20 protein-coding genes are annotated in these 21,110 nt (G+C 68.4%); 14 read left to right on the top strand and 6 right to left on the bottom strand.

Features of this window, described 5'->3' with window-relative positions; translation table 11 throughout:
* Positions 1-38 precede the first annotated feature (38 nt).
* The gene (locus tag ACXRVZ_RS15620) at positions 39-269 is read right to left on the bottom strand and encodes a hypothetical protein (RefSeq protein ID WP_457417708.1); all 231 of its coding nucleotides are present in this window, start codon (positions 267-269) and stop codon (positions 39-41) included.
* 87 nt (positions 270-356) lie between these two features.
* Here ACXRVZ_RS15620 and ACXRVZ_RS15615 point away from each other — a divergent pair, with 87 nt between their 5' ends.
* The 5 genes from ACXRVZ_RS15615 to ACXRVZ_RS15595 all read left to right on the top strand — a co-directional run bounded on the left by ACXRVZ_RS15615 (position 357) and on the right by ACXRVZ_RS15595 (position 7,415).
* Positions 357-1,763: an FAD-binding oxidoreductase gene (locus tag ACXRVZ_RS15615; protein ID WP_457417710.1), complete on the top strand. Its 1,407-nt coding sequence runs from the start codon at positions 357-359 to the stop codon at positions 1,761-1,763.
* 11 nt (positions 1,764-1,774) lie between these two features.
* Positions 1,775-2,152, top strand: coding sequence for a hypothetical protein (locus ACXRVZ_RS15610; protein WP_457417712.1), 378 nt, complete (start codon positions 1,775-1,777; stop codon positions 2,150-2,152).
* A gap of 37 nt (positions 2,153-2,189) precedes the next feature.
* A complete protein-coding gene (locus tag ACXRVZ_RS15605) occupies positions 2,190-3,638 on the top strand; it encodes a cytochrome P450 (RefSeq protein WP_457417714.1) in 1,449 nt (482 codons plus the stop codon).
* Positions 3,639-3,823: 185 nt separating this feature from the next.
* Positions 3,824-6,445, top strand: coding sequence for a glycoside hydrolase family 3 C-terminal domain-containing protein (locus ACXRVZ_RS15600; protein WP_457417716.1), 2,622 nt, complete (start codon positions 3,824-3,826; stop codon positions 6,443-6,445).
* Positions 6,446-6,482: 37 nt separating this feature from the next.
* Entirely contained in the window at positions 6,483-7,415 is a 933-nt protein-coding gene (locus ACXRVZ_RS15595; RefSeq protein ID WP_457417718.1) for an alpha/beta hydrolase, read from the top strand.
* Between the two features lie 64 nt (positions 7,416-7,479).
* Here ACXRVZ_RS15595 and ACXRVZ_RS15590 read toward each other — a convergent pair whose 3' ends face one another.
* A complete protein-coding gene (locus ACXRVZ_RS15590) occupies positions 7,480-9,684 on the bottom strand; it encodes a TonB-dependent receptor (RefSeq protein ID WP_457417720.1) in 2,205 nt (734 codons plus the stop codon).
* A gap of 186 nt (positions 9,685-9,870) precedes the next feature.
* Here ACXRVZ_RS15590 and bla point away from each other — a divergent pair, with 186 nt between their 5' ends.
* On the top strand, positions 9,871-10,743 hold the full coding sequence (bla, locus tag ACXRVZ_RS15585) for a class A beta-lactamase (RefSeq protein ID WP_457417722.1): 873 nt from the start codon (positions 9,871-9,873) through the stop codon (positions 10,741-10,743).
* 12 nt (positions 10,744-10,755) lie between these two features.
* A complete protein-coding gene (locus ACXRVZ_RS15580; protein WP_457417724.1) occupies positions 10,756-11,655 on the top strand; it encodes an AraC family transcriptional regulator in 900 nt (299 codons plus the stop codon).
* On the opposite strand, the gene ACXRVZ_RS15575 is transcribed toward ACXRVZ_RS15580, so the two are convergent.
* Entirely contained in the window at positions 11,652-14,834 is a 3,183-nt protein-coding gene (locus ACXRVZ_RS15575; protein WP_457417726.1) for a beta strand repeat-containing protein, read from the bottom strand. The genes ACXRVZ_RS15580 and ACXRVZ_RS15575 overlap by 4 nt on opposite strands.
* A 169-nt stretch (positions 14,835-15,003) precedes the next feature.
* The gene (locus ACXRVZ_RS15570; protein ID WP_457417728.1) at positions 15,004-16,149 is read right to left on the bottom strand and encodes a GGDEF domain-containing protein; all 1,146 of its coding nucleotides are present in this window, start codon (positions 16,147-16,149) and stop codon (positions 15,004-15,006) included.
* Between the two features lie 154 nt (positions 16,150-16,303).
* On the opposite strand from ACXRVZ_RS15570, the gene ACXRVZ_RS15565 reads away from it, so the two are divergent.
* The 7 genes from ACXRVZ_RS15565 to sugE all read left to right on the top strand — a co-directional run bounded on the left by ACXRVZ_RS15565 (position 16,304) and on the right by sugE (position 19,197).
* The gene (locus ACXRVZ_RS15565) at positions 16,304-16,615 is read left to right on the top strand and encodes an NIPSNAP family protein (RefSeq protein ID WP_457417730.1); all 312 of its coding nucleotides are present in this window, start codon (positions 16,304-16,306) and stop codon (positions 16,613-16,615) included.
* Positions 16,612-16,935: an antibiotic biosynthesis monooxygenase family protein gene (locus ACXRVZ_RS15560; protein ID WP_457417732.1), complete on the top strand. Its 324-nt coding sequence runs from the start codon at positions 16,612-16,614 to the stop codon at positions 16,933-16,935. The genes ACXRVZ_RS15565 and ACXRVZ_RS15560 overlap by 4 nt, the downstream gene beginning before the upstream one ends.
* Complete coding sequence (locus tag ACXRVZ_RS15555) at positions 16,932-17,627, top strand: ArsR/SmtB family transcription factor (RefSeq protein WP_457417734.1); 696 nt, start codon at positions 16,932-16,934, stop codon at positions 17,625-17,627. Before ACXRVZ_RS15560 ends, ACXRVZ_RS15555 begins: the two co-directional genes overlap by 4 nt.
* 68 nt (positions 17,628-17,695) lie before the next feature.
* A complete protein-coding gene (locus ACXRVZ_RS15550; protein ID WP_457417736.1) occupies positions 17,696-17,986 on the top strand; it encodes a hypothetical protein in 291 nt (96 codons plus the stop codon).
* Positions 17,986-18,453 carry a hypothetical protein gene (locus ACXRVZ_RS15545; RefSeq protein ID WP_457417738.1) on the top strand — a complete coding sequence of 156 codons (468 nt, stop codon included), beginning with the start codon at positions 17,986-17,988 and terminating at the stop codon, positions 18,451-18,453. The genes ACXRVZ_RS15550 and ACXRVZ_RS15545 overlap by 1 nt, the downstream gene beginning before the upstream one ends.
* Positions 18,434-18,814, top strand: coding sequence for a hypothetical protein (locus tag ACXRVZ_RS15540; RefSeq protein ID WP_457417740.1), 381 nt, complete (start codon positions 18,434-18,436; stop codon positions 18,812-18,814). The genes ACXRVZ_RS15545 and ACXRVZ_RS15540 overlap by 20 nt, the downstream gene beginning before the upstream one ends.
* Positions 18,815-18,882: 68 nt before the next feature.
* The gene (gene sugE, locus ACXRVZ_RS15535; protein ID WP_457417742.1) at positions 18,883-19,197 is read left to right on the top strand and encodes a quaternary ammonium compound efflux SMR transporter SugE; all 315 of its coding nucleotides are present in this window, start codon (positions 18,883-18,885) and stop codon (positions 19,195-19,197) included.
* Here the strand turns inward: sugE and ACXRVZ_RS15530 are convergent.
* Positions 19,194-19,532 carry a hypothetical protein gene (locus ACXRVZ_RS15530; protein WP_457417744.1) on the bottom strand — a complete coding sequence of 113 codons (339 nt, stop codon included), beginning with the start codon at positions 19,530-19,532 and terminating at the stop codon, positions 19,194-19,196. The two genes, sugE and ACXRVZ_RS15530, sit on opposite strands and share 4 nt — an antisense overlap.
* Positions 19,532-21,076, bottom strand: a complete 1,545-nt coding sequence (locus ACXRVZ_RS15525; protein WP_457417746.1) for a SpoVR family protein — start codon at positions 21,074-21,076, stop codon at positions 19,532-19,534. Before ACXRVZ_RS15525 ends, ACXRVZ_RS15530 begins: the two co-directional genes overlap by 1 nt.
* Between the last annotated feature and the right edge of the window lie 34 nt (positions 21,077-21,110).

Below are 21,110 nucleotides of genomic sequence, written 5' to 3'. Positions count from 1 at the left end.
TCTCTCCTCCTGATTGAGTGGCCCCGCGCGCAAAGCGGTCAATGTCGGCGACCGCTGCGATGGAACGCCGGCTTGTGCGCTGGGGCGTCGTGCGGCTGGAAGCCTGAAACCGGTCGCCACCTTGGCGCCGGTGGGGCATTGTGAGGTGGCTTGGGTGCGCTACCAATGACGCTGCGCCAAGTAATGCTCAACAAGTCGAAGCGCATCGCGCCGACGACGATGAGGACGGCAGCGGCGATCAGCAGCAGCCAGGTCAGGGTGGGGTCCATGCGGCTCTCCCGGGGACAGCGGTGCGCTGATGCTGTCACTGCCGTCCGGTTGCTGCAAGACAATCCTGAGATCGCTGGGAGTTGCCCATGAACGCACCCGAAACGCTTTTCTCGCCAACCCCGCTGCCGGCCGTGCTGCTGGACGCGCTGCGCGCCGACTTCGCCGAGCGCTGCTCCACGGCCCTGGCCGTGCGCGAGCAGCATGGCCGCGATGAGTCCGTCTTCGACGTGCCGCCGCCGCAGGCCGTCGTGTTTGCCGAAAGCGAGGCCGAGGTGGCGCGTGTTGTCGCCCTGTGCGCCGAGCATCGCGTGCCCGTCATTCCCTATGGCGCGGGTTCGTCGCTGGAAGGCCATCTGCTGGCCGTGCGCGGCGGCATCAGCCTGGACGTGTCGCGCATGAACCGCATCCTGCGCATCGCCGCCGAGGACCTGACCGTCACCGTGCAACCCGGCGTCACGCGCAAGGCGCTGAACGAGGCGCTCAGGCACGAGGGCTTGTTCTTCCCCATCGATCCCGGCGCGGATGCCAGCCTGGGCGGCATGGCCGCCACGCGCGCCAGCGGCACGAACGCGGTGCGCTACGGCACCATGCGCGAGAACGTGCTGGCGCTGCGCTTCGTGAGCGCTAACGGCGAAGTCGTGCGCAGCGGCTCACGCGCGAGGAAGAGCAGCGCCGGCTACGACCTGACGCGGCTCGTCATCGGCAGCGAAGGCACGCTGGGCGTCATCACCGAGCTGACGGTCAAGGTGCACCCGCTGCCCGAGGCCGTGTCGGCGGCGGTGTGCTTCTTCCCGACCATCGATGCGGCCGTGCAGACGGCCATGCAGATCATCCAGATCGGCGTGCCCATCGCCCGCTGCGAGCTGCTGGACGCCAACGCCATCAAGGCCGTCAATGCTCACGACAAGCTGGGGCTGAAGGAGGCGCCCATGCTGCTGATGGAGTTCCACGGCAGCGAGGCCGGCGTGGCCGAGCAGGCGGCCGTGGTGCAGGAGGTGGCGGCCGACCATGGCGGCGAGGCCTTCGAATGGGCCACCACGCCCGAGGCCCGCACGCGGCTGTGGACGGCTCGGCACCACGCCTATCTGGCAGGCCTGCAGATGCGCCCCGGCTGCCGTGCGGTGACGACCGACACCTGCGTGCCCATCTCGCGCCTGGCCGAGAACATCAACGCCAGCATTGCCGAGGTCGAGGCCGCCGGCCTGCCCTACTTCATCGTCGGCCATGTCGGTGACGGCAACTTCCACATGGCCTATCTGCTGGACCCGGTTGATCCAGCTGAGCTGGCCACCGCCGAGCGCCTGAGCGCGCAGATGGTGGCGCGGGCGATTGCGCTGGAGGGGACGTGCACGGGCGAGCATGGGATTGGGCTGCACAAGCAGGGGTTTCTGCTGGACGAGACGGGGCCGGAAGCTGTCGCGCTGATGCGGGCGGTGAAGGGAGCGCTGGATCCGCTGGGGATCCTCAATCCGGGCAAGATCTTTGCGGGTTGAAGCGAGCCAGCATGAGTGAAGCGATCACCGACGACGAGGCCTACGAAGGGGCTTATCGGGTCTTCTGGCAAGCCGTGGAAATGTTGTCCCTGGCAGTCGTCGAGCAATGCAACGCGATGGGCAACTACAACGTGGCGTGGGAGCTGAAAGACGACGTTTCGGCGGGAGCCTTTGTCGTCACCTCAAGCGTGTGCCCGCTGAACGCAACACAGAGGCACAGCATTGATGAGTTGATCAATGATCTGCAAGGTGTTCCACCTGAACTGCTGGTTCAGGCCACGTCTGCCAAGGCCAACCAGAGCGCCATGGGCCATGCATGCTGGGAACCAATTCGCGCCAAAGCCGCGAAGGTTTTGCGAGGGCTGCCGGCGCCAACGTCCTCAAAGTGAACGAGGCAGGCGTCCGCGCAGTTCCTAAACTCCCCCGATGGACACCACCACCGCCCCGCCCGCCGGCGCGCTGCGCCAGTTCGACGACCTGCCCGGCCCGCTTGGCATACCCGTGTTCGGCAACCTGCTGCAGCTGGACTCGACGCGGGTGCACCAGCAGGTCGAGGCCTGGTGCGAGGTCTATGGGCCGGTCTTCAAGCTGCGCCTGGGCAAGCGCCGCCTGGTCGTCGTGGGTGACCATGAGCTGATCAGCACGGCGCTGCGCGACCGGCCGGACGGCTTCAGGCGCACGCAGCGGCTGGAGGACGTGGGCCGCGAGATGGGCCTGAACGCGGGCCTGTTCGCATCCAACGGCGAGGCGTGGAAGCGCCAGCGCCGCATGGTGATGGCCGGCTTCGACCCGGTGCATGTGAAGCGCTACTACCCGGCGCTGCTGCGTGTGGCCGAGCGGCTCATCAGTCGCTGGCAGATCGCCGCGCGCGAGGGCCGCCGCATCGAGCTGCAGGCCGACCTGATGCGCTACACGGTAGACGCCGTGGCGGGCCTGGCCTTTGGCGAGGACGTCAACACGCTGCAGTCCGATGAGGACGTCATCCAGCAGCACCTGAACCGCATCTTCCCGATGCTGTTCAAGCGCATGTTTGCGCCCTTACCCATCTGGCGCTGGTGGCCGCGGGCCGAGGACCGGGCGCTGACGCACAGCGTGGCCGAGATCGATGTCGCCGTGCAGGGCTTCATCGCCAAGGCGCGCGGGCGCCTGGCTGCGGACCCGGCCTTGCATGCCGAACCCGGCAACCTGCTGGAGGCCATGCTGGTGGCCGCAGACGCGCCCGACAGCGGCATCGACGACGCACAGGTGGCCGGCAATGTGCTGACCATGCTGCTGGCCGGCGAGGACACGACGGCCAACACGCTGGCCTGGATGATCTGGCTGCTGTGGCAGCACCCCGAGGCGCTGGCCCAGGCGCGGGCCGAGGTGGACCGCGTCTGCGGCGACGCGGGCCTGCCGAGCCTGGAGCAGCTGGCCGCGCTGGACTTCATCGAGGCCTGCGCGCACGAGACCATGCGGCTGCGGCCGGTGGCGCCCATCAACAACCTTCAGGCCGTGCGCGACACGCGCGTGGGCGACGTGCAGGTGCAGGCCGGCATGATCGTCATGGCCGTGATGCGGCGCGACGCCGTCAGCGAGCGCCACCTGCCCAATGCCGCCGCCTTCGACCCGGCGCGCTGGCTGGCAGGCGCCAAGCAGGCCGGCGCGGCCAAGCGCCTGTCCATGCCCTTCGGCGCCGGGCCGCGCATATGCCCGGGGCGCTACCTGGCTTTGATGGAGATCAAGCTGGCCATGGCCGTGCTGCTGCGCCACTTCGACATCACGTCGGTGGACACGCCCGACGGCCAGGCGCCGCGCGAGCTGCTGCAGCTGGCAATGGGGCCGATGGGCTTGTCGATGCGGCTGGCAGGGCGCTCGCCGCAGCGCGCCGCCTGAGGTCGCCGCATACCGATTTTGGTATCGATAACACCGTCGAATTCATCGCCCCGGATGTGAGCCTGTTCCCATAGAGCCTGCAACCCGGCCGAGTAAGGCTTGGCAGGTGTCAATCAGGGAAAAGCACGTGTCCGTTTGTTTGCGCTACCACACAATGCTGCGCAACGACAAAAACGGAGACGCCGTTGAAGACCCTTTCCATCGTTTGCCTCGCCTGGGGCCTGGCCGCCAGCGGCCTTGGCGTCGCAAGCCCGCTGACGGACGCCGATGTGCAGGCCCGCCAGATCGTGTCCAAGCTGACGCTGGACGAGAAGGTGGAGCAACTGCTGAACGGCGCACCGGCCATTCCCCGCCTGAACATCCCGGCCTACAACTGGTGGACGGAGTCGCTGCATGGCGCCTTCGGCCCCGGTGCGACGACCAATTTCCCGCAACCCGTGGGCCTGGCCGCCAGCTTCAACGACAAGCTGATGCTGGATGTGGCGGCCAGCATCAGCACCGAGGTGCGCGCGGTCTACGCGCTCGGGCGCCACAAGCCCAACCCTAACCGCATCGGCGGCGCGCTGGACACCTGGTCGCCCAACATCAACATCTTCCGCGACCCGCGCTGGGGCCGGGGGCAGGAGACCTATGGTGAGGACCCCTTCCTGACCGCAACGCTCGGCAAGGCCTTCGTGCACGGCATGCAGGGGCCGGACCCGGCGCGACCCCTCGTCATTGCCAGCCCCAAGCATTTCGCCGTGCACAGCGGGCCGGAGTCGACACGCCACACGGTGGACGTCTGGGTCTCCGCCCAGGACCTGGAGGACACCTATCTGCCGGCCTTCCGCGCCGCGATGGTGGACGCGCAGGCGGGCTCCATCATGTGTGCCTACAACCGGGTCAACGGCGAACCCGCCTGCGCCAGCCAGAGCCTGCTGGTGAAGACGCTGCGCGAGGATTGGAAGTTCAACGGCTACGTGGTGTCGGACTGCGATGCCGTCGTCGACATCCATGCCCACCACAAGTACGCGGTGGACGCTGCCGCAGGCGCGGCTGTGGCACTGAAGGCCGGCGTGGACAACGAATGCAATGGCGCCACGCTGTCGCACACACCGGGCCTGGGCGAGCGCTACAAGCAGGCGCTGGCGCGCGGCTACATCCGCGCGGCCGACATCGACACGGCGCTGGTGCGACTCTTTTCCGCCCGCCTTCGCAATGGCGACCTGCCCGGGCTGGCGGAGCGTGGCTTCCCGGAGGCCCAGGTGATCAACTCGCCCGAGCACCGCGCGCTGGCGCTGCGCTCGGCCATCGAGAGCCTGGTGCTGCTGAAGAACGACGGCACGCTGCCGCTGAAGGCCTCGGCGCGCATCGCGGTCGTCGGCCCGCTGGCGGATGCGCGGCGCGTGATGCGCGGCAACTATTCGTCGGGCCAGACCGGGCCGACGCAGACGGTCTTCGAAGGGCTGAGCCAACAGTTCACGGGAGCGCAGGTCAGCCTCGTGCCCTTCGGGCCGTCGATTACCGACGGTGACCCGGTGCCGGCGAGTGCCTTCGTGGCGCCTGACGGCAGCGCGGGGCTGCGAGCCAGCTACTTCAACCTGCAGCCGGGCTCGCCGACGGAACCGGGCAAGCGCCGCTTCCAGGCCAAGGCCTTTGCCAGCCACAGCGTGACGCAGCTCGACTCGCGCGCTCGGGACTTTGCCGAGGCCGGCGACGTGACGCGCACGGTCTGGACGGGGGCCTTCGTCGCGCCCGAGACCGGCAGCTACCGGCTGGGCGTGGCGGGGGTCAAGGGCCAGGTGCGTGTCGCCGGGCGAGACGTGACCCTGGCCAGGCGCCCGACGCGCTGGGCCGAGCCGGTGGCGCTGACGCAGGTGGACCTGAAGAAGGGCGAGCGCTACGTGCTGCAGTTCGAGACCGAATCGGGCGTGGGGGCGCCGCCCGCCATGATCTGGAAGCGCGTCTCGCGCCAGCCGCTCGCAGACCTGCGTGCCGGCGCGCAAGGCGCCGACGTGATCGTTGCCGTCGTCGGCCTGACGTCCGACCTTGAAGGCGAGGAGATGCCCGTCAAGATCGACGGCTTCACGGGTGGCGACCGCACCAAGCTCGACCTGCCGGCCGACCAGCGCGCCTACCTGCAGGCCGCAGCGCAACTGGGTAAGCCGGTCGTGGTGGTGAACCTGAGCGGCAGCGCCATCGACCTGCAGTGGGCCCACGCCAACGCGGCAGCGGTGCTGCAGGCCTGGTATCCCGGAGAGGGCGGCGGCCAGGCCATCGCCCAGGTGCTCAGCGGCGCGGCCAACCCGGCCGGGCGGCTGCCGGTCACCTTCTACCGCAGCGTTGGCGACCTGCCGCCCTTCGACGACTACCGCATGGCCGGCCGCACCTACCGCTTCTTCAGCAAGCCGGTGGTCTATCCCTTCGGCCACGGGCTGAGCTATTCGAGCTTCCGCTACGAGGCGCCGCAGGTGCAGGTGCAGGACGATGGCAAAGACGTGAGCCTCATCGTGCGCACGGCCATCACCAACACCAGCGCCCGCGATGGCGACGAGGTGGCGCAGCTCTACCTGACGCCGCCGCGCTTCGAAGGCGGCCCGCGGCTGGCGCTGCGCGGCTTCCAGCGGCTGCACCTGAAGGCGGGCGAGCGCCGGGAGGTGAGCTACACGCTCGGTGCCCGCGAGCTCAGCTTTGTCGACCGTGACGGCGTGCGTCAGGTCATGCCCGGCGGATACCGCGTCAGCGTCGGCGGCGGCCAGCCCGACACCGGCGCGCCGTCGGAAAGCGCCCCCTTCTCGCTGGCTCGCCAGGTTTCGCTGCCGCGCTGATCGCGGCCCCTTCCCTTCACTCCGACCCCCTGAAGCCATGAACTCACTGCGTTCCACCCTGCGCGCGGCCGGCCTGTCGCTGGCCCTCACGCTCGCTGCCTCCGCCGCCTTCGCCCAGGACGGCACCATCTATCCGCTCGACGCCCCCCAGGAGGCGCCGTCGATCAAGCTTGGCACCGGCGGCGTGGCCAACCAGCCGGCCAGCGAGAGCTGGTTCCGCCAGTGGGGCGAGCCGATGGTGCGCAACGTCAGCACCGCCACGCTGACGCCCTATCTGCCGGCACCCGGCAAGGCCAACGGCGCTGCCGTGCTGATCGCCCCGGGCGGCGGCTTCCGCTGGCTGTCCATCAACAACGAGGGCTGGAAGGTCGCCAAGGCGCTGAACGAGCAGGGCATCACCGCCTTCGTGCTCAAGTACCGCCTGCAGCCCACGCCGCCGACGCTGGAAGGCTTGAAGTCCTCGATGGACCGCATGTTTGCCGACGTGGGTGCGGGCGGCGCGCCGCCCAAGCCGGTGATGCCCGATCTGTCTAACCAGCTGGCCGACGCTGAGGCGGCCTATGCGCTGATCCTGTCGCGCGCCAAGGAGTGGGGCGTGGACCCCAAGCGCCTGGGGATGATGGGCTTCTCTGCCGGCGCCGGCCTGACGATGCACAGCACGCTGAACTCCAAGACCATCAAGCTGGCCTTCATTGCGCCCATCTACGGCGGCATGGGGCCGGTGGACGTGCCCAAGGACGCGCCGCCGATGTTCACCGCCATCGCCAGCGACGATTTCCTGTTCAGGGGCCAGTTCGGCGTCGTGAAGTCGTGGTTCGATGCCGGCCGGCCGGTCGAGTTCCACCTCTACCAGAACGGCGGCCACGGCTTTGGCATGGGCTACCCTGGCAACACGGCCAATGGCTGGTTCCCCGTCTTCATCCACTGGCTGGACGTGAACGGCTTCCTGAAGCCGAAGGCCGCGCAGTAGCGGTCCGGGTGGCCCATGAAAAAACGCCGCCCGAAGGCGGCGTTAGTGCGTCAGCAGCAGAAGCTCAGAACATCGCCTTGAACTGCACGCCGTAGGTGCGCGGGTCGTTGATGAAGCCGGTCAGGTTGTTGAAGTCGATGGCACCGGTCGCGCGGACCTGGTTGGTCACGTTGCGGGCAAAGCCGGCCACTTCGTACTTGCCGTTGCCCCACAGATAGCCCACGCGCACGCCGCCTTCGGTCAGGCTTTTTCCCGTGAACTCGGTGGACTCGTACAGGAAGAAGTTGACCTTGGAACGGTAGGCCCAGTCGGTGTAGACATAGACCTCGTCGCCGCTGGCCAGCGGGATGCTCCAGCGGGCGGTGAGGTTGTAGGTCCACTTGGGCGCGTTGGGCAACGAGTTGCCGTCCACCATCGCGTTGCCGCCGACCATGGGGTCCTGCACCGTCGGGAAGGCACCGGCTACACGCAGGGAGCCGCCCGGGGGCACGCCGAGGGCGACGTCCTTGATCCTGGTGTTGTTCAGCGAACCGCCGAACGTGACCGTGAAGTCGGGCGTGATCAGCGCTTCGAGGTTGATCTCGGCGCCGTTGCCCGTGGCCTTCTTGGCGTTGAGCAGGCGGGTGGCGTTGCTGCTGCCGCCGACGGCGGTGAGTTGCAGGTCCTTGACGGTGTAGGTGAACAGCGAGCCCGACAGGCGCAGCGTGCGCTTGAGCAGTTCGCTCTTGAAGCCAACCTCATACGAGTTGACGCTCTCCGGGCCGGCCTGCGACTGGCCGGCGAAGGCCGACGCGTTCTGCATGGACGAGGCGCGGAAGCCGTTGGCGAAGCGCGCGTAGAGGTTGGTGTCGGCGTCGAGCTTGTAGGTGGCCGACAGGTCGCCGCTCCACTTGCCGTCGGAGGTCGCGGCCGTCGTGCCGGTGGAGGTGTTGAAGAGGCCCGCGCCGACGTGGGTGGTGGACAGGTCCTTCTTGTCCTTGGTGTAGCGCAGGCCGGCGCGCAGCTTCAGGTCATTGCTGACAGCGTAGTTGACCGAGCCGAAGGCGGCCCAGGCCTTGTTGGTCTGGGCGCTGTAGATGTGGTCGATGTCGACGTGGGTGTTGGTGTCGAAGGTGATGTTGTCGATGGTGTACTTCTCGTCGAAGAGGTACACGCCGGCCTGCCAGCTCAAGGGGCCGGCGGTGTTGGACTCGAGGCGCACTTCCTGCGTCAGCTGGCGGTGGCCGTTCATGCCGCTGCCGGTTTCGGACTGGAAGGGCACGCCGGCCTGGCCGGGCACACCGCCGTCGATGTCGCCGCGCGACAGCGGCTTGACGTGCTCGTAGCCGGTGATCGAGTAGATGTTCAGCTCCGGCAGCGACCACTTCAGGCGCAGGCTGCCGCCGGTCTGCTTCAGCGTCTGCGCGTTGACGCCGTTGAAGGCGACCTTGTCGGCCTCGAAGCCGTCGACCAGATCATTCGTGCCGCGCTTGATGGCGTTGGCGCGGAAGAGGCGGGGGCTGCCCTCCAGGTCGCGCACATGCAGGTTGGCCAGGGCGCTGAACTGCTTGTGCGGCTCGTAAAGCACCTGAGCGCGCACGGCGGTGTCGCGGTAGCCCTCGGTCTTGGGCGTGACGGCGTTGGCGGCGGTGTTGTCGACCCAGTCGGCACGGCGTTGGTTCTGCGCCGAGATGCGGGCGGACCAGTCGCCGGACAGCGGCAGGTTGGCCGCGCCCTCGACGTTGACGGTGCCGTAGTTGCCCAGCGTGATGCTGGCATAGCCGTCCTGCCTGTGGCTGGGCTTGACCGAGTCGAACTTGACGACGCCGGCCGGCGTGTTGCGGCCGAACAGCGTGCCCTGCGGGCCGGCAACCACTTCAACGGCGGCGGTGTCGAAGATCGGGAAGCCCTTCAGGATGGGGTTCTCCTGGACCACGTCGTCGACGATGACGCTGACGGGCTGCGAGGCGTTCAAGCGGAAGTCGGTGTTGCCATAGCCGCGCAGGTAGAAGCGCGGGAAGGCGCGGCCGAAACTGGACTCGATGTTCAGGCTGGGCACGCGGCCCGACAGGAAGCGCAAGTCCTGACCCCCCGAGGCCAGCACGTCGAGCTTCTCGCCACTGATCTTGGCGACGGCGTTGGGCACATCCTTGATGTTCTCGGCACGGCGCTCGGCCGTGATGACGACGGTTTCGAGCTGGCTGCGGTCTTTGGCCGGCGCTTCTTGGGCCAGGACGGGAAGGGCGGTACTCAAGGCGAGGGCCAGGAGGCTCAGGCGGGGTGCGTTCATCTGACAACAACTCCAAAAAAAGGCGGCCCAACTGCAGGGCCGCGGGCGATTGTGCGGACCGGCTCGGGGTGCGGCGGCGGTCGCGCCGGGGTTGTTGCGCAAGTCTGACGGAGTAGTCAGTTTTCAGACGGGCGATGCTGGTGCCCCTGCACCGGGGCTGCGCGCGGGCGCACGAGAATGCGGCACATGAAACGCCGCACCCTCCTGACCCAGCTCGCCACCCTGCCTGCGTTGTCTGCCCTTCACGGGCCGGCCAGCGCTGCCGCAGCCCCCGACTTCGCGGCGCTGGAGCGCAGCGTGCAGGGCCGCCTTGGCTTCTTCGCCATCGACACCGCCACCGGCCGCACGGTTGCCCACCGGGCCGACGAGCGCTTTGCCACGGCGTCGACCTTCAAGATCCTGCTGGCCGCCCGCGTGGCCCAGGGCGTGGAGGGCGGGCGCTGGAAATGGGAGGACGAGATCCCGCTGCACAAGAGCGAGCGCATCGCGCACTCACCAGCCTTCGACCGCCTGCTGCCGCGCAGCCGGGCGACGCTGGCGGAGCTGGTGCAGGGCATCGTCGTCGAGAGCGACAACCCCTGCGCCAACGTGCTGCTGCGGCACTGCTGCGACTCGCCCGCCGGCCTGACGATGTGGCTGCGCCAGCAGGGCGACGAGGTCACGCGCCTGGACCGCTTCGAGCTGGAGCTGAACGAGAACGCGCCCGGCGACCCGCGCGACACCAGCACACCGCGCGCCTTTGCGAAGACGCTGCAGCATCTGCTGCTGGGCGACGGCCTGACGCGGCCCAACCAGGCGCGGCTGTGGGCCGACCTGCAGGCCTCGCAGACGGGACTGAAGCGACTGCGCGCCGGCGTGCCGGACGCCGGGTGGCGCGTCATCGACAAGACCGGTACCGGCTACCGCGGTGCCGTCAACGACGTGGCGTTGATCTTCCCGCCGGAGGGGCGATCGCCCTGGGTGGTGGTGGCACTGCAGTCGGACTCCAAGGCCTCGACGGACGACCTCTCGGTCAACCTGGCCGCCGCGATGCGCCTGCTGGTGAAGGCCTGGGGCTGAGCGGGTGAAGCCATGACGGCCAACGCCAGCAGGCGCCAGTACGAGGCCCGCATGCACCGCGTGCAGGCCTACATCGACCGCCACCTGGACGCGCCGCTGGACCTTGAGGCGCTGGCCGCAGTAGCCCACTTCTCGCCCTATCACTTCCACCGCCTCTTCCTGGCCTGGATGGGCCAGACGTTGGGCGACTACCTGGCGCGCCGGCGGCTGGAGAAGGCAGCGCAGCGGCTGCGCGGCCAGCCGGATTCGACGGTACTGAGCATTGCGCTCAGCGTGGGCTACGGCTCGGCCGAAGCGTTCTCGCGTGCGTTCAAGCTGCATTTCGGCCTGCCGCCCTCGCAGTGGCGCAATCTCGATCAGGCCGACAGCAATCTGGATCAGGCCGGTGCCGGGCTTGACGACGAGCATGGCTTCTCCCGCAACCCCGACGAAGGAGATTACGTGAACGTCCGCCTCATCGACCGACAGCCCGTGCGCATGGGCTATTTGCGCTACCAGGGTGCCTACGGCCCCGCCCTTGGCCGCTTCTGGGCCGAGATCTTCGCGCCCTGGCTGGCGACGCAGAACCTCGGCGCCGTGTCGCGCTTCGGCATCGGCCACGACGACCCCAGCCTGGTGCCACCCGAGCAGTGCCGCTACGACTGTGGCGTGGCGGTGCCGGACGACTGGCTGCCCAACGGCGGCGCCCTCGTCACCGAGCTGCCTGGCGGCCGCTATGCCGCGCTGGACTTCGAAGGCACGTCCGCCGACATTGGCGCGGCCTGGCAGGCCATGATGGGCCGCTGGCTGCCCAGCAGCGGCCTGCAACTGGATGCGCGGCCCTGCTTCGAGCACTACGGGCCGGCGTCGAAATTCGACTACCGCACCGGCGTGTTTGACTGCGAGCTGTGTATTCCGGTCGCGCCGCTTTAAGCAGCCCGGCGGCGGGCGCGCCAGCCCAGCAGGCCAAGGCCTAGAGCCATCAGGCCGTAGGTGGACGGCTCGGGCACGGCGGCGGTGATGTTCTGCGTGGCGTGCAGCCACACGTCACCGTTCGCTGCGTCCAGGTGCACCTCGAAGGCATTCGCGGTGAAGCCCGTGAACGTGATGTTGCTGAAGCTGCCGGTCAGCGTGCCGCTGCCGTCCAGCACGAGCAGGTCGGTGCCCGCCGCGAAGCTGCACGCGCCCCAGCAGGACAGTGCCAGCGTGCCGCCCAGCGTGACGTTGCCTTGCACGACGAGCTGGTCGTGCAGCGCGGCGGAGCCCAGCTCCAGGTCGAAGGAGCCGGCGTCGCCCAGCACCAGGTGGCTGGCCAGCGTCAGCGTGCCCGGCGAGGCGCCAGGGGCGATGTGGCCGTCGTTGGTCAGCGTGCTGGCCGAGAAGGTGCCCAGGCCCTTCAGCGTGCCGGCGTTGGTGAAGTTGGCGGGCAGCGCAATCGTGCCGGCCTGCACGTCGATCGTGCCGGTGTTGGTGAGGGTGATGCCGGCGAGGCTGGACGTGCCCGTGCCGGCGCTCTTCACGAGCGTGCCGCTGTTGTCGAAAGTGCCACCGGCATAGACGTTGACGAGGCCCACGTCGCCCTGCAGGTCCAGCCGACCCTGGTTGCTGAGCACATACGACGGGTACTCGAAGTACAGGTTGGCCGTCGTCTGCATCGTGCCCTGGTTGACGACGTTGCCGCGCACGTAGGCATAGCCGCTGACGGTGAGCTGGTGGTCGGCCGCAAAGGTCCATTGGCCTTCGAGATTGGACGACTGCAGATGAGTGTGGCCATGCAGCGTGGCCACGGGATTGGCGCCACCGTCGCCGCCGGTGAAGCTGCCGCCTGACAGCACCAGGTTGGCTGCATCGATGCGGCCGGCGAAGCGCGCACTGCTGCTGACGACCACCTGGCCCGCGCCGGTGAAGCGCGTGCCGTCATTGAAGGCGAAGCCGGCACCGCTGAACTGCAGCGTGCCGCTCTGCGCGGCGATGACGCCGGCGTTGTTGGTGAAGCTGATGCCCTGCACGACGGAGGTGCCCGTGCCGGCCACCTTGGCGAAGATGCCGGTGTTGACGATGGTGCCGCCGGCGTAGGCGTTGACCAGGCCCACGTCGCCGCGCAGGTTCAGCGTGCCGGCGTTGGCGATCTGGTAGCTCGGGTATTCGAAGTAGAGGTGGCCCTGCGTGTCCAGCGTGCCGAGGTTGTTGATGCTGCCGCGCAGGTAGTGGTTGCCGCTGGCCGTAGCGGCCAGCGTCGTGCCGGCTGACACCGTCCAGGCGCCAGCGAAGTTGCTGTTGCCGGTCCAGGTGGCGTCGCTGGTCAGCACGGCCGCGGTGCCGGTGAAACTGCCTTGCGTGAAGGCCAGCTGCTTGGCGCCGAAGTTGCCGGTCACCGACGCGTCGCCGGCGATCTGGAACTGGCCGTCGCCCGCCAGTCGCGCGCCGCTGGCGAAGCTGTTGCTGCCGCCCAGCACGGCGGTGGTGCCGGCGGCGGCGGTCAGCGTGGCGGTGCTGGCGAGGTTGAGCGAGCCGCCGCTGAAGTGCAGCGTGCCGCTGTCCAGGTTGACGTTGCCGCTGACGCCGGTGGTGATGCCCTGGATGAGCGAGGTGCCGCCGCCGGCCGCGACGTTCAGCGTGCCGCTGTTGTTGAAGCTGCCGCCGGCATAGGCGTTGACGAGGCCGGCACCGCCTTGCAGGGCCATCGTGCCGCTGTTGTTCAGCACGTAGGACGGGTACTCGAAGTACAGATTGGCGTTGGCGCTGAAGCTGCCCGCGTTGTTGACCGTGCCGCGCACATACAGGCCCGCGCCGGCGCTGAGCGTGAGCTGGTGGTCGGCGGCGAAGTCCCACTGGCCGTTCAGCGCGCCGCTGGTGATGGTGGTGCGGCCGTGCATGTCGGCCGTTGGGAAGGGCAGGCCGTTGCCGCCCTGGAAGCTGGCGCCGGACAGCACCAGGTTCTCGCTGTCGATGCGGCCGGTGAAGCGCGCATTGCTGTTGACCAGCACCTGGCCTGCGCCCGTGAAGCGCGTGCCGTTGTTGAACTCCAGGTTGCCGCCGCTGAACTGCAGGGTGCCGGACGCGGCATGGATGACGCCGCCGTTGTTCGTGAAGTTGATGCTCTGGATGGTCGAGGTGCCCGTGCCCTTGTCCTTGGCCAGCGTGGCGTTGTTGACCAGCGTGCCACCGGCATAGCTGGTGGCCAGACCGACGTCGCCATGCAGGTTCAGCGTGCCGTTGTTGGTGATCTGCTGCGAGGCGTACTGGAAGTAGATCTGGCCCTCGGTGATGAGCGTGCCGTCGTTGGTGACTGTGCCGAGGATGTAGCGGTCGACGTAGCCTCCCGCAGACAGCGTCTTGCCCGAGGCGACCGTCCAGCTGCCGGCGAAGGTGCCGGCCTGCCAGCTGGCGTCCGATGTCAGCGTGGCGCCGTTGCCGGTGTAGGTGCCGCCGGTGAAATGCAGCCGCGTGGCTCCCAGGTCGCCCGTCACGCTGGCGTTGGTGCCAATCTGATACAGACCGCTGCCGTACAGCTTCACGCCGTTGCCCAGCGTCAGGTCGCCGCCGGTGAAAGCGATCTGCGTGCCGAGATTGGCCAGCATCAGCGCGCCGCCCTCGAAGCTGGCGCTGGCGCTGAATTCCAGCCGGCCCGTCATCGCGTCCACCAGACTGCCCGACTTGTGCTGCGAGGAGATGCCGATGAACGAGGTGCCCACGCCGGCCGTCTTGACCAGGCTGCCGCTCGCCTCGTTGACGAAGCTGCCGCCCGCGTAGATGTTGCCCATGCCGACGTCGCCCTGCAGCTGGTATTGCCAGCCGTTGGTCAGCACCTGGCTGGTGTACTGGAAGTAGATCGAGTCGGTGGCGAAGATGCTGCCGTTGTTCAGCAGCGAGCCGTCCAGCACCTTGGTGCCGCAGCTGCCGGGCTGGCACTGGATGCTCAGCGTGTCGTTCAGCGTGAGGGTGGTGGGCAGACCGGTGCCGCTGAAGCCGCCGCTGCTCCAGGCGTAGTCCGATGCCGGCGAGGCGCCGGCGACCGCTAGCAGGCTGGCCACGGCGACCGGGCGCAGGCGCTTGAAGGCGCGGCGCAGTTCGCGGCGGGTGGACAAAGAGGCGGCGCGGAAGGCGGACATCACGGAGCTCCAGGCAAGACCGAACCCCGGCAGGCTGTCGGGAGGACGGGCGCGAGGGTAGTGGACCCCCTAGGTTGAAGCCAGCACGTCTTCGAGGGGTGGCCCCCACGACTGCGGGGGCGGGAGCACACGATTGCGCAACAAACCCTTCGCGGGGGCGCTCGGCCGTTCAGAGCAGCGGCGCGAAGTCGCTGACCGTGCGGTCGCGGCCGGTCTGCTTGGCCTGGTAGAGGGCGCGGTCGGCGCGGTCAATGGCCAGGTGCAGGTCTTCCCCTGGCGCGCACTCGGCCACGCCGGCCGAGAAGGTGATGCGCAGGCCCGGCACGATGGTGTCGAAGGAAGTCTCGGCCAGCCCTTCGCGCAGCCGTTCGACGAGGGCGGCGGCCGTGTCGGCGCTGGCCTTGGGCGTGACGACGAGGAACTCCTCGCCGCCCCAGCGGCCGGCGAAGTCGGTGCTGCGCAGCGTGCCCTGCAGCATGGCCGCGAAATGGCGCAGCACGGCATCGCCCGCCGCGTGGCCATGGCTGTCGTTGACGGTCTTGAAGTGGTCGATGTCGATCAGCACCAGGCTCATGGTCTCGCCGCTCTGGCGCTGGTTGAGCTGCTCGGCGGCCAGGCGCTCGCTGAGGTGGCGGCGGTTGCTGATGCGCGTCAGCTCGTCGTGGTGGGCCAGGTACTGGATGCTGGCCAGGGCCGCGCGCAGCTCGGCCGTGCGCGCGGCCAGCTTGGCGCGCAGCCGCGCCATGTTGACCGACAGCACCGACACCGCCGTCATCAGGATGGCCGCGAAGCTGAAGTGGAGCGCCTCGACGGCGGGCGGGAATTGCACCGGGTCGGCCAGCGCGCCGTAGCCCATGGCGGCCGCCAGCGCCGCCAGCCCGAACAGGTAGAGCCCGAAGGCCTGGCGCTGCGACAGCACGAACATGCCCCACACCAGGTTGAGCAGCATGATGGCGATGATGGCGCCCCGCAGCGGCGGGTCGATGGCATAACCCCAGGCCGTGATGAGGGCGCCGAAGAGGGACTGCGGCAGCGTCAGCGTCGGGTCGCTGCCAAGATGCCGGCTCAGGCCGCTGCGCACCAGCAGGTAGAAGGCGGCGATGCCGGCCAGGCTGCTGCCGCTCAGCCACAGGGCCGGCCGGGGCTGCATCAGGCCGAGGTGCACCTGCACCGCAGCGTTCAGCGCGAACAGGCCGTAGACCACCAGTGCCAGCAGCGTCAGCCTGACGGCTCCGCGGCCCTGGCCCTCGGGGCCGAGCAGCCAGCGGGTCCAGCGCGTGGCTTTTGGCGAAGTTGGGGGCGTGGGCTGCGGCACGGTGGGTTGGGGGCGCGATGGGCGGTGATGGCGGCGGTGAGGATAGCGGCCGGCCCGCCGCCACGTAGCGGGGACACAGTTCGTTGCACAGCGAAGCATCGTGGTGCCTGTGCCGCCCAAACTGAGGGCATCCCATCACCGCAAGAGCACCGCCATGGCCCCCATCACCTGCTTCATTCGTTACGAACTTGATCCCTTCCAGCGCGAGGCCTTCCGCGAGTACGCGCAAAACTGGGGCCGCATCATTCCCCGCCTGGGCGGCCGTCTGCTGGGCTACTGGCTGCCGCACGAGGGCACGAACTACGAGGCCTGGGGTCTAGTCGGTTTCGACTCGCTGGCCGCCTACGAGGCCTACCGCGCGCAGCTCAAGGCCGACCCCGAGGCGCGGGCCAACTTCGAGTTCGCTAAAGAGCAGCGCTTCATCCTGCGCGAGGAGCGGACTTTCTGTGAGGATGTGCAGCCATGATCGCCGTCATCTTCGAAGTCCAGCCCACGGAGGCAGGCCGCCAGGCCTACCTGGACCACGCCGCCGCGCTGAAGCCGCTGCTGGAGCGCATGGACGGCTTCATCTCGGTGGAGCGCTTCCAGAGCCTGACGCAGCCCGACAAGCTCTTGTCGCTGTCCTTCTGGCGCGACGAGGACGCAGTGCGCGGCTGGCGCGAGATGGACCGCCACCGCGAGGCCCAGGCGGCCGGGCGCGGCGGGCTGTTTGCGGACTACCGGCTGCGCGTGGCGGCGGTGGTGCGCGACTACGGTTTGAACGACCGCGAGCAGGTGCCGCGTTGAACGCCGAACCGCGCCTGGCTCGCATCGCTGCGGCGATTGCCGACCCGACGCGGGCGCGCGTGCTGGCGCGGCTGCTTGATGGCCGCCTGCACACCGCGGGCGAGCTGGCCACGCATGCCGGCGTTGGCGCGGCGACCATGTCAGCCCACCTGAAGCTGCTCGTCGACGAAGGTCTGGCGCGTGTTCGGCCGCAGGGGCGGCACCGCTACTTCGGTCTGGCCGATGGCGATGTGGCCCATGCGCTGGAGGCGCTGCTGCGCGTGGCCGACGGGCGCGATGCCGAGCCGGCGGCCGATGTGCGGCGCTGGCAGAAGCCCGAGATGCGCGGGCTGCGGCATGCGCGCAGCTGCTACGGCCACTTGGCCGGCGAGCTGGGCGTGCAGTGGCGCGAAGCGCTGCTGGCCAAGGGTTGGGTCAGGGCTGCGGCGGACGGGCGGTATGAGGTCAGCGATGAAGGCCGGGAGGTGTTGGCGGAGCTGATGCCCGAGGGCTTCGAGGCGAAAGGACGACTGCTCTACGACTGCGTGGACTGGTCCGAACGCCGCGACCACTTCGCCGGGCCGCTGGCGGTGGCGTGGCTTGCGGCAATGGGGGACAAGGGGTGGCTGCTGCGTGTCGAGCAGTCGCGCGAGCTGCGCTTGACACCACCCGGTCGACAGCAGCTTGTCGGGCGCCTGATGCGCAGGCCTTGAAAGCCTTGGCCGATGGGTTTCATTGGCATAGTCCCAGTCCTTGATGGACAACTCCTGGACTGAACATCGTGCTTGACCTGATCGGATTGGTGTCGTTTCTTTTCGCGGCTGCATTGATCTGGAAGAGAACCGATGTGGCAGCGGGACAAAGGGCCAAGTGGAGTGCGCTGGCCTTCCTCGGGTTGCTGGCCCCGCCGCTGTTGCTGGTCCTGTTCGATGTCTTCTTTCCGCAGTCGGCCGTGCGCTTCATGTTGGCGCCCTTCATCGCCATCGCGGAGTTGGCGGTTCCCTGGATTGCGTTTGCGGTATTCAGCGAACGTTTCCCGAAGCCAGCCGTCACCGGGCAGGCGGAACCGTGATGCAAACGCGGGCGCCCAGCGACGAAGGCATGGGGCTGGGTGTGCCCCGCAGCATGCTGCTGCTGATGAGTACCTACTTCGCCGCCAGCCTCGCCCACTTCAGCCACAACGCGCAGTACATCGCCTTCTATCCCGGCATGCCGGCCTGGCTGACGCCGGGCAAGGTCTGGTTGTTCTGGTTCGCCGTCACCGGCGTCGGGCTGGCCGCGTTGGCCTTTGCGCGACTGGGCCTGCTGGCCATCGCGTTGCTGACCCTGGCCGTCTATGGCGCCCTGGGCCTGGACGGGCTGCTGCACTACACGTTGGGCCTGTGCTCGCAGCACACGCTCATCGCCAACCTGACGATCTGGGCCGAGGCGGTGACGGGGCTGACCTTGCTGCTGGTGTCGGCGTTGCTGCTCGCTCGGCACGTTGGCGCGAGGCCGGCCTTGCAGATGGAGAACGCACATGAGCACCACTGGACCTGAGCTGGGCCGGATCTGCATCCAGGTCCACCCCCGTCGGGCGCCTGCGCTGGATGTTGCCCGTCTGGCCGAGGTCAGCGAGGCCGTGGGCCGGCGCACACCGGGCATCCGCGGCATCAACATCTCCGAGGGCGAAGAGGACGGCGTTTTCGTGAACATCCTGTTTGCCGCGGTGGACCCGTTGGCTTCGTGGCCAGCGCTCAAGGAGGCGCTGCTGGAATCGGCGGAATTCCGCGACGCGTTGAAGTTGTCTTGCATGTGCCTGTGCACGGGCGACGACGGCTGGGACGACTACCTGCTGCTGTACCACTTCGACCCGACGGTGCCGCTGGATGACCTTGCTGCCGGGGCGGGCGGCGAATAGCCCCTTCGGTTCGCGACCGGAAGCCCGGCCGGCAGAATTCCGCCACTTCATCACCCGGTACTCAAACCATGGCTTGGCTGTTGCTCGTCGTTGCTGGCTTGCTGGAGGTTGGCTGGGCCATCGGCCTGAAGTACACCGAAGGCTTCACCCGCGTCTGGCCCACGGTGGGAACGGTGGGGGCCATGGTGCTGAGCATCGGGCTGCTCGGCGTGGCGATGAAGACTTTGCCCGTGGGCACGGCCTACGCCGTCTGGGTGGGCATTGGCGCCGTGGGTACGGCGGCGCTGGGCATCGTGCTGCTGGGCGAGGTGGCGAGCGTGGGCCGGCTGGCCAGCCTGGCGCTCATCGTGGCCGGCATCGTGGGCCTGAAGCTGGCCTCTTAACGCTTGCGCTTGGGCGGCACGAGCATCACGCCGCGCTTCTGCGTCGTGACGTCCCACTCGTAGACATCCCGCGTGGCCTTGTCGACGGCGTAGTGGCCCAGCAGATGGCTGGCGTCCGCCGGCTCCTTGGGGCCGTCGAAGCGCAGCGTGAAGACGAAGTCGGCGTCCGTCGCGTGGCGCTTGCAGCGGTAGTCGCCGCGCTTGTTCTCGCCAGCGAGATGCAGAGCCCGCGCCGTGCCTATGAGCTTGAGGCAGGCCTGACGTTCGGTCAGCCCGGCGGCGTGGGCCGGGCCGGCGAACAGCGCCGCCAAGGCCACGAGCGCCGCAACTCGCATCAGGTGTGCAGGGCCGGCACGTTCCAGCGCCGTGTCACGTCGCCGCGCTGGTTGACGCTCTCCAGCTGCACGCCAAAGCCCCACAGCCGGCCCACATGCTTGAGCACTTCCTGCGCGCTGTCGTGCAGTGGGCGGTTGAGGTGCTGCACATGGCGCAGCGTGAGCGACCGGTCGCCGCGCAGGTTGACGTTCCAGACCTGGATGTTGGGCTCGCGGGTGGAGAGGTCGTACTGGCGCGACAGGGCCTGGCGCACGTGGCGATAGCCGCCTTCGTCGTGGATGGCGGAGATCTCGTACTCGCTCTTGGTCTCGTCGTCGAGGATGGAGAAGAGGCGGAAGTCGCGCATGATCTTCGGGCTCAGGTACTGGCCGATGAAGCTCTCATCCTTGAAGTTGCGCATCGCGTGATCCAGCGTGGGCAGCCAGTCGCTGCCGGCGATGTCGGGGAACCAGTCGCGGTCTTCGTCGGTCGGGTTCTCGCAGATGCGCCGGATGTCGGTGTACATCGCGAAGCCCAGCGCATACGGGTTGAGGTTGGCGCCCGGCTGCTGGTAGATGACGTTGGTGTGGGACTTGAGCCACTCGATCATCATGCCGTCCGACAGGTAGCCGTCGTCATACATCTGGTTCAGCAGGCGGTGGTGCCAGAAGGTGGCCCAGCCCTCGTTCATGACCTGCGTTTGCCGCTGCGGGTAGAAGTACTGCGCGATCTTGCGGACGATGCGCACGACCTCGCGCTGCCAGGGCTCCAGCAGCGGCGCGTTCTTCTCGATGAAGTACAGCAGGTTCTCCTGCGGCTCGTCGGGGAAGCGTCGGCTCTCGGCGGCTTCGTCGGGGCGGTCGGGCCGCTTGGGCAGGGTGCGCCAGAGATCGTTGATCTGCGACTGCGCGTGCTGCTCACGGTCTTTCAGGCGGGCGCGCTCTTCGGCGAGTGAGAGCTTGGCGGGGCGGCGGTAGCGGTCCACGCCGTGGTTCATCAGCGCGTGGCAGCTGTCCAGCAGCGTCTCGACGGCGTCCAGGCCGTGGCGCTCCTCGCACTCGGCGACGTAGTTCTTCGCGTAGACGAGGTAGTCGATGATGGACGAGGCATCCGTCCACATGCGGAAGAGGTAGTTGCCCTTGAAGAAGCTGTTGTGGCCGTAGCAGGCATGGGCGATGACGAGGGCCTGCATGGCCAGCGTGTTCTCCTCCATGAGGTAGGCGATGCAGGGGTCGGAGTTGATGACGATCTCGTAGGCCAGGCCCATCTGGCCGCGCTTGTAGTTGCGCTCGGTGCTGATGAACTCCTTGCCGTAGCTCCAGTGCCGGTAGTTCACGGGCATGCCGACCGAGGCATAGGCATCCATCATCTGCTCGGCGGTGATGACCTCGAGCTGGTTGGCATAGGTGTCCAGGCCGAAGCGCTGCGCCGTCTGCTTGATGACGGCGTGGTAGTCCTCGATGAGGTCGAAGCTCCAGTCGTTCGGCGAGGGCAGGGGTTGGCCGGGCCGCTCGGCCAGGGGCTTCATGCGCTGCAACGGCAGGTGCTGGCGGCGGTCGACCATGCCGCGGGGCGGCGTTGCAGCGCGCTCAGGATGG

This window comes from Roseateles sp. P5_E8, from assembly GCF_054177665.1.
The sequence above is the reverse complement of the archived record's forward strand: the minus strand, read 5'-3'. Positions and strand labels throughout refer to the sequence as shown.